The organism is Ralstonia chuxiongensis (genome assembly GCF_024158925.1).
Lineage (GTDB): Bacteria > Pseudomonadota > Gammaproteobacteria > Burkholderiales > Burkholderiaceae > Ralstonia > Ralstonia chuxiongensis.
In genome coordinates this window covers 728,530-742,229 of record NZ_JAMYWC010000004.1, presented here as the reverse complement: position 1 = coordinate 742,229, position 13,700 = coordinate 728,530, and the positions used below count along the sequence as shown (strand labels likewise).

Here is a 13,700-nt window from a genome sequence, read left to right as displayed (position 1 = left end):
TGGTTATGTCGTTGTCCCGAGGTTTGTCCCGCCGCCGCTTTGGTCGCTCTGTCCTTGCCTTGGCGATCGCGCTGCCTGCGCTGTCTGCCTGCGGTTTTCACATGCGGGGCAATACCGACTTCGCGTTCAAGCGGCTGTACATCAATCTGCCGCAGAACTCGCAGATGCGCGCGCAGTTGCGCCGGCTGATCGACAACGGCTCCGACACCGTCATCGTGTCGGACAAGAAAGACGCCGATGCGCTGCTCGACGTGCTGGCCGAAGACCGCGTGAAGACCATCTCGTCGCTCACGCCGCAAGGTGTGGTGCGCGAATACCGCATTACGTATCGCTTCCGCTTCCAGCTGCGCGATGCGCACGACAACCTGCTGATCCCGCCGTCGGAAATCACGCAGTTCCGCGATCTTTCGTACAACGAGACGCAGGTGCTCGCCAAGGATTACGAAGAAGCGGCGCTCTACCGCGACATGCAGGGCGATACGATCAACCAGCTTGTGCGGCGTCTGGCCGCTGTGAAGCTGCCGTCGTAAGCGGCGGATCAGGGCAAGGTTTGCCATGCAATTGCGGCTCGATGCGCTCGAAGGTCATCTGAAGCAGGCCACCACCAAGGGGCTCGCGCCGCTGTACGTTGTGCACGGCGACGAGCACCTGCTCGCACTGGAAGCTGTTGATGCACTGCGCCAGGCCGCACGCGCGCAGGGCTTTACCGAGCGCGAGGTGATGAGCGTCGAGCGCGGTTTCTCGTGGTCGCGCGTGACCGAGGCGCAGCAGTCGATGTCGCTGTTCGGGGATCGCAAGATCGTCGAATTGCGTATTCCGTCCGGCAAGCCCGGCAAGGATGGCGGCGAGGCACTGCGCGCATTGGCTGCGGGTACGCCGTCCGGGCCGGCCACCGACACCCTCACATTGATCACGCTGCCGCGTCTGGACTTTGCGACCGCCAAATCTGCGTGGTTCGCGGCGCTGGAAGGCGCGGGCGTGTCGATCAAGATCGATTCGGTGGACCGCACCAAGCTGCCCGGCTGGATTGGCGAGCGCCTGGCACGCCAGCAGCAGCGTGTGGAGCCTGGCGAGCCCGGCCGGCGCGCACTGCAGTTCATTGCCGACCGTGTGGAAGGTAACCTGCTGGCCGCGCATCAGGAAATCCAGAAGCTTGGTCTGCTGCATCCGCCGGGCGTATTGACGTTCGACGATGTGCACGATGCGGTGCTCAACGTGGCGCGCTACGACGTGTTCAAGCTGTCTGAAGCCATGCTGGCGGGCGATGTGCCGCGGCTGGTCCGCATGCTCGAAGGCCTGCGGGGCGAGGGCGAAGCCACGGTCTTGGTCCTCTGGACGTTGACCGAAGAAATTCGCGTATTATCAAAAATCGCCTCGGGCGCGGCCCAGGGCAAGCCGGTGGCGTCCATGCTGCGGGAGCTTCGGGTCTGGGGCCCGCGCGAGCGGCTGGTGCCGCAGGCGGCGCAGCGGCTGTCGCAGCGCGAGCTGGAAGGTGCGCTCTCGATGGCTGCCAAGCTGGATCGGCAGGTCAAGGGATTGCGCGAACCATCGCTTCCGGCTGAACCATGGGATGGCCTGCTGCAACTGGCGATGCGCATCGCGCGGCCGGGCAGCCTCCCGGTGCCGGCCTGATCCGCGCCATCGGCGCAAGCCTCCGAATTGTCCTCACACTGAATTTGCCGGCAGCTCGCCGGTCGCGATCATCATGAAGCAGCTCGACGTGAACGAATACATGGCCCTGGTCGGCCGTCAGGCGCGCTCCGCCTCGCGCGGCATGGCACGTGCCGGCACCGCGCAAAAGAACCGCGCGCTGTTGCATATTGCAGCCGCCGTCCGTCGCGATGCCGCCAAACTCAAAGAGATCAACGCACGCGACGTCGAGCGCGCCCGCGCCAACGGCCAGGATGCTGCCTTCATCGACCGCCTCACGCTGACCGACCGCGCCATCGATACCATGGCCGCAGGCCTGGAGCAAATCGCCGCGCTGCCCGATCCCATCGGCGAGATCAGCAACATGAAGTTCCGCCCGACCGGCATCCAGGTCGGCCAGATGCGCGTGCCGCTTGGCGTGATCGGCATCATCTATGAGTCGCGTCCGAACGTGACGGTGGATGCCGCGGCGTTGTGCATAAAGTCAGGCAACGCGACCATTCTGCGCGGCGGCTCCGAGGCGATCGAATCAAACGGCGCGCTAGCGGCGCTCATCGAGGAAGGGTTGGCCGATGCGGGCTTGCCTGCCAACGCCGTACAGGTTGTGGCCACCACGGATCGCGCGGCGGTCGGCAAGCTCATCACCATGACGGAGTATGTCGATGTGATCGTGCCGCGCGGCGGCAAGAGCCTGATCGCGCGCCTGATCGAAGAAGCCCGGGTGCCGATGATCAAGCACCTGGACGGCATCTGTCACGTCTACATCGACGCCGATGCCGACATCGAAAAGGCCGTGCGTGTGTGCGACAACGCCAAGACGCAGCGCTATGCGCCGTGCAACACGATGGAGACGCTGCTCGTGTCGCGCGATGTGGCTGCGCGGGCGTTGCCGCCGCTGGCGAAGATCTATCAGGACAAGGGTGTGGAACTGCGCGTGTGCCCGGCCACGCGTGCCACGCTGGAAGCCGCCGGCTTCGGCAATCTGAAGGATGCCGTTGAGGCGGACTGGCACACCGAATATCTGGCGCCGATCCTGTCGATCCGCACCGTTGACGGCCTGGATGCCGCCATCGAGCACATCAACACCTACGGCTCCGCGCATACCGATTCCATCATCACCGAGAACTATTCGACCGGCATGCGCTTCCTGCGCGAGGTCGATTCGGCCAGCGTGATGATCAACGCCTCCACGCGGTTTGCCGATGGCTTCGAGTACGGCCTTGGCGCCGAAATCGGCATCTCCAACGACAAGCTGCACGCGCGTGGACCAGTCGGGCTGGAGGGGCTGACTTCGCTGAAGTACGTCGTGTTCGGGCACGGCGAGATTCGCGCCTGATATCGCTTGTTGCACGTTGAGCGCCGCCAAGAGCGGCGCGCGATGTGTTTACCGTTCGCGCTTCACCATTCACGGGACTGTTCGCATGCTCTGGGTCAAAGCCTTTCACATCGTATTCATTGCGTCTTGGTTTGCCGGGCTGTTCTATCTGCCGCGCATCTTCGTCAACCTTGCGATGGAAACCGAGCGTGCAGCCATCACGCGCCTGCTGATCATGGCGCGCAAGCTGTTTCGCTTCACGACCATGCTGGCGATTGTCGCGATCCTGCTTGGGCTGTGGCTGTTCCTGGGATATCGCATCGGGCTGTATCCGCCCAATGGTTGGATGCACGCGAAGCTCGCGCTGGTGCTCGTGACGATCGGATATCACCACGGTTGTGGCGTGCTGCTGCGCAAGTTCGAGGCGGGCACCAACAAACGTTCCCACAAGTTCTACCGCTGGTTCAATGAACTGCCGGTGCTGTTGTTGCTGGCGATTACGATCCTGGTGGTCGTCAAGCCGTTCTGAGGCCACTGCAAAAGGATTCTGACGGACCAACCCCTCCTTGCCGTACGACTTGTACTGTCTGCGTCGGCGTTGAACCGTCAGAACCGCTTCGCTTCATTTTGCAGTGATCTCTAACTATTTTGTCTTCCGATGGCAACTGCTTACTTCGCGCCATGCCCCCGTGGGCTAGAACAGGCGCTGGCCGATGAACTGGCCGAAATCGCCATCCGTCCGGAGGTGGATGAGCTGGCCGCGTTCGAGGTGGGCCGCACCGTGCCGGGTGGCGTGCACTTCTTCGGCACGCAGGGTGCGGCGTATGCCGTCAACCTGCACAGCCGCATCGCCAGCCGCGTGCTGATGCGCCTCGGCTCGCGCGGTTATCGCTCGGAAGACGACATCTACGCGCTGGCCGCTGCGCAGCGCTGGGAAGACTATTTCACGCCCGACGAGATGATTCGCGTGGATGTGACCGCGCACAAATCGCCGTTGCAGAGCCTGAAGTTTGTCGGCCTGCGCGTGAAGGACGGGGTGTGTGACCGCTTCCGCCAGCGCATGGGCGCGCGGCCCAGCGTTGACGCCGTCTCGCCGGACGTGCGCATCTACGCGTACCTGACCGAGACCGACTGCACGATCTACCTCGACACCACCGGCGAGCCGCTCTTCAAGCGCGGCTGGCGCCAGGAAAAGGGCGAGGCCCCGCTGAAGGAAAACCTTGCCGCCGGCATTCTGCGCCTGACGGGCTGGACGGGTGCCCACGGCATGCCGTTCTACGATCCGATGTGCGGCAGCGGCACATTCCTCGTTGAAGCTGCGCAACGCGCGCTTGGCATTGCGCCGGGCGGCCAGCGCGCCTTCGCCTGCGAGTGGTTGCAGGACCACGACGCCAAATGCTTCAAGCGCCTGCGCGAAGCCGCCGCCGATGCTGCCGCCGCCTCCATGCGCCGTGCGCCGCCGCTGGTGGCTGGCGCCGACATTTCCACCGACATGCTTGCCTATGCCGCCGCCAACTGGCAGCGTGCCGGTCTGCCTGGCGAGCCTGTGCTCAAGCAAGTCGACGCGCGCTTCGGCAAGCCGCCATTCGAGACCGCCGGTGTGTTGCTGATGAATCCCCCATACGGCGAGCGCATTGTGGTGCGTGGTGCACATGGTTCGCGCCGCCGCCGGCCGGAAGGCGAGGGTGAGGAAGACGGCACCGTGTTCGAGCGCGCCAGCCGCGCCATGGGCGCCCCGCGCGACGATGGCCGCCGTCCGATGCGTGAGCTGCGTCAGCCCGAGCCGCCGCCGCCGATCGACCCCGAGGAAGAGGCCGCCGCCAACGAATTTGCGCAAGCCTTTGCCGGCACGCTCAAGCGCGACTTCGCCGGCTGGAAGGCGTTCGTCTTTACCGGCGATCTCTCGATGCCGCGTCGGATGCGACTGAAGGAATCGCAGCGCACGCCGCTCTACAACGGCAACATCGAATGCCGTCTGTTCCGCTTCGACATGGTGAAGGGCGGCATGCGCGATCGGCCCGAGCGGCCCGCACAGGGCGATGCTTCAAACGGCAACGCCGACGCATAAGCATCGGCGTTTGTGACAACTGTGGGCCTGCTTCAGGCGGCCTGCAAATCCTGGAAATGCTCCATCCACGCCGCGAGTTGATCCGGCGTGAGCTGCGTCTGGTTGTCGAGCAGGCGCAGCTTGACCGTCGCACCATCGCGCTCGGCCGTGAGCGACCAACCCTTGCCATCGAGCCACAGCAGGAACGCCAGCCACTTGGCATGCGATTCCGACACCTTGTGCGTGGACGCCGCCTCCAGGAATTCCGTCAGCGCGGTGAGATCCACTACCGCCGCCGCATCGCTGCCTGACGGCGAGACCTTGCCGTCAAGCACCTCGGCCAGCACTTCCAACGCCTGCGCCGCGGGCTTGCTGTCAAAGCGCGATGACAGGTCCACATATGCCTGCCGCACTGCGTGGCTGAACTCGCCGGTACGCAGGCTTTCTTCGCCGATCAGCTCGGTGTAATCCTTCATCGCCCAGTCGGGCTGTGCCAGCGATTGCAGACCCACGGCGGCGGCGGCACGCAGGTAATCGTTGACGGCGCTGAACGACGACAGCCCCGACACCGCGAGGTACAGCGTCTGCAGCGCACCGATGCGATGCGTAAGCGTCTGGCTCTGGCGCACGGTCATCTTCTCGCGCAGCAGCGCGTCACGCTCGCGACGCAGATCGGAGAATTCCAATGCCTGCTTCAGTTCCACACGTAGCGCGGTGATGTCCCACGGCTTCTTGATGTAGCGGTGAATCTGCCCCTGGTTGACTGCCTCAACCGTGTCTTCGATTTCGGAGTAGGCGGTAGTCAGGATGCGCACGAGGTGCGGGTAGCGCTCGCGCGCGTAGCGCAGCAACTCGTTGCCGAGTTCACCAGGCATGCGCTGGTCTGACACGAGCACACCCAGCGTGGCGGCGTGCTGGTCGAGCATGCGCTTGCCTTCTTCGACCGAGGTGGCGGTGACGACCGGCGCCAGTGAACCGATGGCACGGCCGAAGTAAGTCAGCGCCAATGTCTCGTCGTCCACGTACAGGATCTTGGGCTCGTTGCCCCCGGGATTGGTCATCCGTCACTCCTCATAGCAATTGCAGTCGATACGGCAAACGCGCGGATCACGTGCGGCCTGGTTCGTAAGTCTTGTGGTCTTGTCATGGGAACGTCAGAGTCACGCGCGTGCCTGCGCTGGGTGCGGAATCAATCGCAATCGCTCCCCCGAACGATTGCATGATCCGCGTACAAAAAATCATGCCCATGCCGTTGCCGCCTTCTTCGGCGCGCGTCGTCACGGGGTCGATGGTCAGCCGCGCGAGAACGTCAGGCGCGATACCGGGGCCGTTGTCCTCGATCCGGATCATGTGCTGGGCGTTGCAGGCGTCAGGCAGACGGCTGGCGACGATTTCAAGCTTCGGTGCATTGGTGTGCCGCAGCGCCTGCAACGCGTTGCTCGTGAGCGACGAGAGCACGAGCATCACGCAGTTGGGCAGCGTCTGGATCGGAAAATCGTCTTCCACGCGGTACGACACCCATTCGCGCTGCGCGTTCGTGAACGGGTATGTGTCGAACAACGAGCGGATCAGCCCGCCCGCGCTGTTGGGCGTGGCGGCTGTGCCGGGCTTGCCGTAGGTGTTGCGCACCGAATTCAGAAACGTGGCGATCACCGAGAGGCAGTAGCGCGCGTTGTCCTGCACGCGATCGGCCGCGCGCCCGATTTCGGGAAGGGCCCCGGGCGTGGGCTCGGTCTGGTCCACGCGCATGCGGATGCCGCGTGCAAAGTTCGAGATGGCGGCCAGCGGGGTGTTCAGCTCGTGCGCAAGAAAAGCCAGCGTTTCGTCGATTGCCATGAGGCGCTGGGTACGCAAGAGGCGGTCCTGGCGCAGAACCAGTGCCTCTTGCAGCGAGCGCCGCACGTCTTCGGGCTGATAGGGCTTCTCCAGGATCTTGAACACGCGCCCGGTGTTCACGGCCTGGATCAGCAGGTCCTTGTCGGCATACGCGGTGACGAGGATGGTGGCGATGTCGCCGTATTCCGCATCGATGAAGCGCAGCAGCTCGGTGCCGTCGCCGCCCGGCATGCGGAAGTCCGTAAGTACCACGCTGATGCGCTCGTGCGAATCGCGTAGCACAGTCTTGGCCTCTTCGACGCTGTTGGCCGTCAGCACAGCGTAGCCGGCGCCGATCGTGCGCGCGAACCATTTGCAGGCTTGCGCTTCGTCGTCGACGTAGAGGATGGTGACGGTGTCCGGCGTGGTGTCCATGATGCGTCTACTCCGAGCGCGGCAGATCGAACGTGAAGCGCGCCCATTCGCCTTCCTGGCTCGTCACGGCCAGGGTGCCGCCATGACGCTGGATGACGCTGTAGCTGATCGACAGGCCGAGGCCCAGGCCCTTGCCGACATCGCGCGTGGTGAAGAACGGCTCGAACACGCGCGACAGGTTTTTCTCTGAGATGCCAGGGCCGTTATCAGTCACCACCACGTGGAGACGGTTGTCGATCCATTCGGCGGCAATCTCGATGCGTGGGTTCTCGCGCTGCACCTTTTGCATGGCAAGCGCCGCGTTCGACAACAGGTTGATCAGCACACCGATGATGGCCGCCTCATCGCCGCGCACGAGCGTGTCCGGCGGCAGTTTGCGTTCGAGGGTCACACCGCGCAACTCGTGGCTGGTCAGGCGGATGGCGGAGTCAATGGCCTTTTCTGCCAGGAACGGCGCATTTGCCTCGCCTTTCTCAGGGCTGCGGTAGGCGAAGGTTTTCAGGTCCGACACGATGTGCTGCACACGCTGCATGCCTTCCTTGGCATCGGTCAGGCATTCGAGCAGCATCGGGCTGCCCTTGGCGGTGGGGTCTTCCTGCGCCACAGCAATCGCCATCAGGCAGAAGTTGACCGGGTTGTTGATCTCATGCAACAGGCCTGCCGACAGCGTGCCGATGGCGGCCATCTTTTCCTGCTGCAGAAGCTGGCCCTTGATGTCGGTGAGGTCCTGATTGGTCCGCGCGAGCTGCTCGTTCTTCTGCGCAACTTCTTCCTTGAGCCGGAAAAGCTGGAAGCGCCCGCGCTCATTGAAGTACGTGTACAGCGTGCTCGTCGCAATCGAGAACAGGATGAACAGCGAATGCACGATGAAGATTTCGCGCGACTGGATGCCGCCCGGATGCAACGTGCACGCGATCACCCAGAAGATATACGTGCAGGTGCCGAACAGCACGGCTTGCAGAAAGCCGATCGGCATCACCATGCCCACCGCGTAGATCGCCAGGTTCAGCCCCGAGTAATACGGAGAACTGGCGCCCTCGGTGTCGTAGATCATCCACGAGATCATGATCTGCGGACAGATCAACCAGAAGAACGTCAGGCTCTGCACATGCTCTTCGCCCCAGCGCGTATAGAGCACAAGCAGGGCGCCGAACATGATGAGCGAGGTGATGACGCGCAGCGAGGCAAACAGCCAGAGCTTGTCCACATACATGCCGTAGTCCAGCCCGACGCCTGCCAGTACCAGCACGATGCCGGTCACGGCCGCCATGCGGCTGAAGACGAGCCGGAACTGCTTCAGCTCGGCCTGGTATCCGCGATGTGTAATGGGCTCCATGCGTGTTCCTGGGCAGCGGATTAAGCGGCGGATGTGGCAAGCCCGGCCACGCTGGCCTGGGCGAATACGTTGACGCCGGTCACGTCGGTATAAACACGCACGTCGTGCGAGCCTTCGGGCAGCAGCTCGGTCATCAGCGGTTCATCGCGATAGACGAGGTACCACTCCAGCACGTGTTCCATCACGAACCGCATCGGGTTGTTGCCGTGCACGTTGGTCGCGAGGATGGCGCCGCCCCGGCGCGTACGCGAAGCAAAGTAGGCGAGCAGGCGCTGGCAGACTTTGTTGGAGAGATAGTCGAACAGGCCTGCGCAATAGACCGCATCGCAATCGCCGGCTTGCGGGCTGTCGGCCGTGATGCGGCGCTTGAGCAGCTGATGCACCGATTCATGCACGAAATCGACGGTGACGGTCTTGCGCGCACGGTCCATCGCACGGCGCATCTGCTCGCGGGTGTAGTCGAGCGTTTCTTCGCTGAAGTCCACCAGTTCGAACGACAGCAACGTTGGTTCCGGATGCTGCTGAATGAAGCGCTGAATTTCCACCGCCGGCCCGCAGCCCACGTTGAGCACCTTGAACGTTCGGCCCGCCGCCTTGGCTTGCGCGGCCAGATCGCTCAGATACTGCACAAGAATGTCGATGCGGTTGCGGTGTGCCTCGGCCACATCGGTGCGCAGGAAGGCGGCGTTGACGATCTGGAAGTACGTGTTCGGACCTTCTCGCGGGTCTGAGAGGATCTGGTTGACCATCTCGTAATCGCCCGCGTAGCCCAGCGGCTTGGTGTACGTGCGATAGATGAACGGCGCGCGCAACAGCAGCGGATGCAGCGCGGCTTGCGCGAACGTGCGGTGCGCCGGCGCAAGCTCAGCCTCGACCTTGCCTGCCTCCGACTCCAGCCCGTCCATGTAGCCCTTGAGCTTGAGCATGATCGGCTCGGCCAGCTCCTGAAAGACATCCATGCGCAGCTTGTTGTCTTCGCGCGGCAATGTCTTCGACAGATCCACCTGTTCTACCCAGCGCGATACCTCGGCCAGGAACGCACGCATCTCGTTGACGACGATCTGATAGTCGCGATGGATGCGGAAGCGTTCCTGCCATTCCTGCACGAACGTTCGCGCTTCTTCGCCCACGGAGGCCGGCGTGTCGGCCACTTCCGATAGCTCGCGCCATTCGTCGATCAGCGTGAGCGAGACGACGGCGGTCAGGCCCGTGTTCACCAGGCTGATCACCACGGCCTTGCCAAGATAGGCTTGCCGCGTCCCCATCTTGATCGCGAGTTCGGACAGCACCTCGCTTACCTGCACGATCGAGTACGGGTTGTAGATCTCCATCACCAGGGCACGCCGCTGAAGCGTGATGATGGTGCCGCGGACCTGCTGACCCTGTGAGTTACGGAAGCTGACCGCGGGATCGATTTGGTTGGGTGAGTACACGGTGCGAATTTGCCGGAGACTTCAGGGAAAACGTCTGCCAAGCGGGACGCTCACTCCAACAACCGTGCACCCGGGGTCGCACCGCGAATCCGGGCACCGCGAATACGACGCGCCCCGCCGACACTGCCGGGCATGCCGCCGCATCAGTCGTGAAAGCGTGTTTGAAGCCGTCCGCTGGCCGTGCGCAATACGCGCCAGCCCGGGCGTCTCTCGCCCAAACCCGCTCCGAGAAGATCGGGGAAGATGATCGACTGCAGCCGGCGCCGTCAGTATTGCTACCGCGGCACCTCTACTGCCGGCCGATCAACAGCGTGGCAACGGGAATCGTGCAACCGTGAACCATGACCAGATTGGAACGATGCACTCCCCTGACATCCGCAACGCGCGCTGCTTGAACGCGCGGCCCGCTGCTGCATCCCAAATCGTCCCTCAAGGAGAATCCCGCACAGTAATGAACTTGGGGCGCCGCTTTGAATGTTGCATGTCGGTACCCTCGTTCGCCATGATGCCGCAGCTATGCCACGCACGCATCAGGGCGATTCAGCCGGGCCATGCTCTGACGTCATGGCTGCCGAATGATGCAATCGATTGTACTTGCCGAATGTGACCCACACAATGCGGAAACCCGCAGGGCAGAGCAAAGCGGAAACACCGCCTCAGCGTGATTTGCGGCCGGTGAGCGCGTCCGGATCCTGCTTGTAGTTGGTGAGGAATTGGGTGTAGCTGTAGACCTGTGCCGGCAGCAGATGGCTGGGCATGTCGAACAGCGCGTAGTAGTACGGTTCGCGCCCCTGGCAAACCTCTGCGGGCAGGCAATATTGTTCCCACTCCACACAGGCCGGGGTGTACATGCCATCGCCAGGCCAGAAGAATGGGACGATCTGCTTGTCGTGCAAGCCCTTGAGCAGCGCATCGGGCGCGTTGTACGCCTCGGCGTTCTCCAAGTGCGTGAGCATGCTCGCGTTGGTCTCGATGACCATGAGCGTGGCGCGCCCGTCGGCCGTGAGCAGCAGCACGCCGGCGGGGTGCGGATACAGGTAGTACTCGATGAAACGGTAGCGCGTGGACAGCTCGCGCACGAGCCGTGTGATCGCAGGGTCCGACAGGAAACTGAACGAATGGCGCGACAGCAGATCGCGCAATGTGCTCGACAGGTTGCTGAAATAGCGGACCTGCAGTGCTTCGATTTCCACACTGAGCCGCTCCGCCATCGCCGGATGGTCTTTCTTGATGTAGCGGTCGATCAGGCCGTCGTTGAAACCTTGCACGGCGATGTTCTCGTCGGCCATGCCCGTGAGCAGGATCGTCATGCACGGCAGATCTTTGAGCTTGGCGCAGAACTCCAGCCCGTTCATGCGCGGCATGGAGTAATCCACCACGATGACCGAGGGCTGCAGGAAGCGGTTGACTTCGTGGATCTGGCGATAGACACGGTCGACGTCGAGCTGGATGGTGCGGCGCTCGGTCGAGAACGTCAGGTCATCGTGCGTGACGCGCACCGGCAGGAAACCCGGCATGCGAAGCGAATGCCACTGGCGCAGCCACGCCAGCGCCTCTTCCGGATCATTGAAGGCCAACAGTGCGCGCGATGGGTCCATCTGGAACCCGAGGCTTTCCACGAACGATTGGCTGTCGTCGACCACCACCGTCAGGGTGGGGTGGAAATAGACCGGCAGGGCGCTGTCCTGTTGCATACGTCGGGAGGAATCGGAAGAGGGCCGGGTGCAGCGCACGGCCGGTGTGGCCGACGCTGCCCGTTTGCACTACGTTACTGCCTGCCGCCGCCGGGAGCAAGCGGAACCCGTCTGACCTGACGGCGCGTTGACGGCCGTCAGTGCCCCGCCTTACTCGACAGATTTCACCATGTCTTCGACGACCTTCTTGGCGTCGCCAAACACCATCATCGTTTTGTCCATGTAAAACAGCTCGTTATCGAGCCCGGCGTAGCCGGCGTTCATCGAGCGCTTGTTCACGATGATCGTCTTGGCCTTGTAGGCCTCCAGAATCGGCATGCCGGCAATGGGCGACTTCGGATCGTTCTTGGCCGCCGGGTTGACCACGTCGTTGGCGCCCAGCACCAGCACCACGTCGGCTTGGCCAAACTCACCGTTGATGTCTTCCATTTCAAACACCTGGTCGTACGGCACTTCGGCTTCGGCCAACAGCACGTTCATGTGGCCCGGCATGCGGCCCGCGACCGGGTGGATCGCGTATTTGACGGTGACGCCCTTGTCCGACAGCTTTTCTGTCAGTTCCTTCAGGGCGTGCTGCGCGCGCGCCACCGCCAGGCCGTAGCCGGGGACGATGATGACCGTTTCGGCGTTGCCCATGAGGAAGGCCGCATCATCCGGCGAGCCCGATTTGACCGGGCGCTGCTGCCCGCCACCACTCGCTGCGGCTCCGGCGGAAGCCTCGGAGCCGAAGCCGCCCAGGATCACGTTGAAGAACGACCGGTTCATCGCCTTGCACATGATGTAAGACAGAATGGCACCGGATGAACCGACCAGCGAGCCTGCAATGATCAGCATTGGGTTGTTGAGCGAGAAGCCGATGCCCGCCGCTGCCCAGCCCGAATACGAGTTCAGCATCGACACCACCACCGGCATGTCGGCGCCGCCGATCGGAATGATGATCAGCACGCCCAGCACAAAGGCGATGGCCGTCATGATGACGAACGGCAGCCAGCTTTGGCTCAGGAAGAACAGGATGCCGAAGCCGAGCATGGCCACCGCCAGCAGCAAGTTCAGCATGTGCTGGCCGGCAAACTGCACCGGCGCGCCCTGGAACAGGCGGAACTTATACTTGCCCGACAGCTTGCCGAAGGCGATCACCGAGCCGGAGAACGTGATGGCGCCCACAAACGTGCCGATGAACAGTTCTACGCGGTTGCCCAGGGGCAGCACGTTGTCGCCGGCCATCGTGATGCCGAACGCCGACGGCTCGGCCACGGCGGCCACGGCAATGCACACCGCCGCCAGACCGATCAGCGAGTGCATGGCGGCCACCAGCTCGGGCATCTTGGTCATTTCGACCGTGCGCGCCACATAGGCGCCGATGCCGCCGCCAAGCACCAGGCCCGCGAAGATCAGGATGAAACCCGTGGATGCGCCGCTCTCGGTGCCGGCAAACATCTCGGCCTTGAGCTTGTAGATGAGCGCGATGGTCGTGACGGCGGCGATCGCCATGCCCGTCATGCCGAACGCGTTGCCGCGCCGCGCCGTGGTCGGATGCGAAAGCCCCTTGAGCGCCTGGATGAAGCACACCGATGCCAGCAGGTACAGCAGAGTGACGAGGTTCATGCTCATTGCTTGGCTCCCTCGGACTGACCGCCCTTGGCCTTCGGCTCTTTCTTCTTGAACATCTCCAGCATGCGCTGGGTGACCAGGAAGCCGCCAAACACGTTGACCGCCGCCAGTGCCACCGCCACCACGCCCATCGTGCGGCCCACGCCCGTCTGCGTCAGGCCGGCCGCCAGCATCGCGCCGACGATGATGATGGCCGAGATGGCATTCGTCACGGCCATCAGCGGCGTATGCAGCGCCGGCGTGACCGTCCAGACCACGTGGTAGCCGACGTAGATCGCCAGCACGAAGATGATCAGGTTGATCACCGTGTGATTGACCAGCTCCATGAGTGCTCCTCCTCGCTTCTTGGTCGATGTGCGAAGCG

The 13,700-nt window shown here is 63.3% G+C and carries 12 protein-coding genes; 5 read left to right on the top strand and 7 right to left on the bottom strand.

Annotated elements, in window-relative coordinates; translation table 11 throughout:
- The first annotated feature begins 5 nt into the window (after nt 1-5).
- The 5 genes from NKG59_RS17025 to NKG59_RS17005 all read left to right on the top strand — a co-directional run bounded on the left by NKG59_RS17025 (nt 6) and on the right by NKG59_RS17005 (nt 5,033).
- Nucleotides 6-530: an LPS-assembly lipoprotein LptE gene (locus NKG59_RS17025; protein ID WP_253539030.1), complete on the top strand. Its 525-nt coding sequence runs from the start codon at nt 6-8 to the stop codon at nt 528-530.
- 25 nt (nt 531-555) lie between these two features.
- Nucleotides 556-1,632 carry a DNA polymerase III subunit delta gene (gene holA, locus NKG59_RS17020; protein WP_253539028.1) on the top strand — a complete coding sequence of 359 codons (1,077 nt, stop codon included), beginning with the start codon at nt 556-558 and terminating at the stop codon, nt 1,630-1,632.
- A 73-nt stretch (nt 1,633-1,705) separates the two neighbouring features.
- A complete protein-coding gene (locus tag NKG59_RS17015) occupies nt 1,706-2,986 on the top strand; it encodes a glutamate-5-semialdehyde dehydrogenase (protein WP_253539025.1) in 1,281 nt (426 codons plus the stop codon).
- A gap of 85 nt (nt 2,987-3,071) precedes the next feature.
- Nucleotides 3,072-3,494 (top strand): CopD family protein, encoded by a 423-nt coding sequence (locus NKG59_RS17010; protein WP_024979083.1) that lies wholly within the window; start codon nt 3,072-3,074, stop codon nt 3,492-3,494.
- A gap of 129 nt (nt 3,495-3,623) precedes the next feature.
- Nucleotides 3,624-5,033, top strand: a complete 1,410-nt coding sequence (locus tag NKG59_RS17005; RefSeq protein WP_253539022.1) for a THUMP domain-containing class I SAM-dependent RNA methyltransferase — start codon at nt 3,624-3,626, stop codon at nt 5,031-5,033.
- A 32-nt stretch (nt 5,034-5,065) separates the two neighbouring features.
- Here the strand turns inward: NKG59_RS17005 and NKG59_RS17000 are convergent, their stop codons facing one another.
- The 7 genes from NKG59_RS17000 to NKG59_RS16970 all read right to left on the bottom strand — a co-directional run bounded on the left by NKG59_RS17000 (nt 5,066) and on the right by NKG59_RS16970 (nt 13,662).
- Nucleotides 5,066-6,073 carry a response regulator gene (locus tag NKG59_RS17000; protein ID WP_045202592.1) on the bottom strand — a complete coding sequence of 336 codons (1,008 nt, stop codon included), beginning with the start codon at nt 6,071-6,073 and terminating at the stop codon, nt 5,066-5,068.
- 82 nt (nt 6,074-6,155) lie between these two features.
- Nucleotides 6,156-7,262 carry a two-component system hybrid sensor histidine kinase/response regulator PhcR gene (gene phcR, locus NKG59_RS16995; RefSeq protein WP_253539019.1) on the bottom strand — a complete coding sequence of 369 codons (1,107 nt, stop codon included), beginning with the start codon at nt 7,260-7,262 and terminating at the stop codon, nt 6,156-6,158.
- A gap of 7 nt (nt 7,263-7,269) precedes the next feature.
- A complete protein-coding gene (gene phcS, locus NKG59_RS16990) occupies nt 7,270-8,598 on the bottom strand; it encodes a two-component system sensor histidine kinase PhcS (RefSeq protein WP_045202594.1) in 1,329 nt (442 codons plus the stop codon).
- A gap of 20 nt (nt 8,599-8,618) precedes the next feature.
- Entirely contained in the window at nt 8,619-10,031 is a 1,413-nt protein-coding gene (gene phcB, locus NKG59_RS16985; protein ID WP_045202595.1) for a class I SAM-dependent methyltransferase PhcB, read from the bottom strand.
- A 656-nt stretch (nt 10,032-10,687) separates the two neighbouring features.
- Complete coding sequence (locus tag NKG59_RS16980) at nt 10,688-11,725, bottom strand: response regulator (protein ID WP_253539017.1); 1,038 nt, start codon at nt 11,723-11,725, stop codon at nt 10,688-10,690.
- A gap of 150 nt (nt 11,726-11,875) precedes the next feature.
- Entirely contained in the window at nt 11,876-13,336 is a 1,461-nt protein-coding gene (locus NKG59_RS16975) for an NAD(P)(+) transhydrogenase (Re/Si-specific) subunit beta (protein WP_253539015.1), read from the bottom strand.
- A complete protein-coding gene (locus tag NKG59_RS16970; protein ID WP_253539013.1) occupies nt 13,333-13,662 on the bottom strand; it encodes an NAD(P) transhydrogenase subunit alpha part 2 in 330 nt (109 codons plus the stop codon). Before NKG59_RS16970 ends, NKG59_RS16975 begins: the two co-directional genes overlap by 4 nt.
- Between the last annotated feature and the right edge of the window lie 38 nt (nt 13,663-13,700).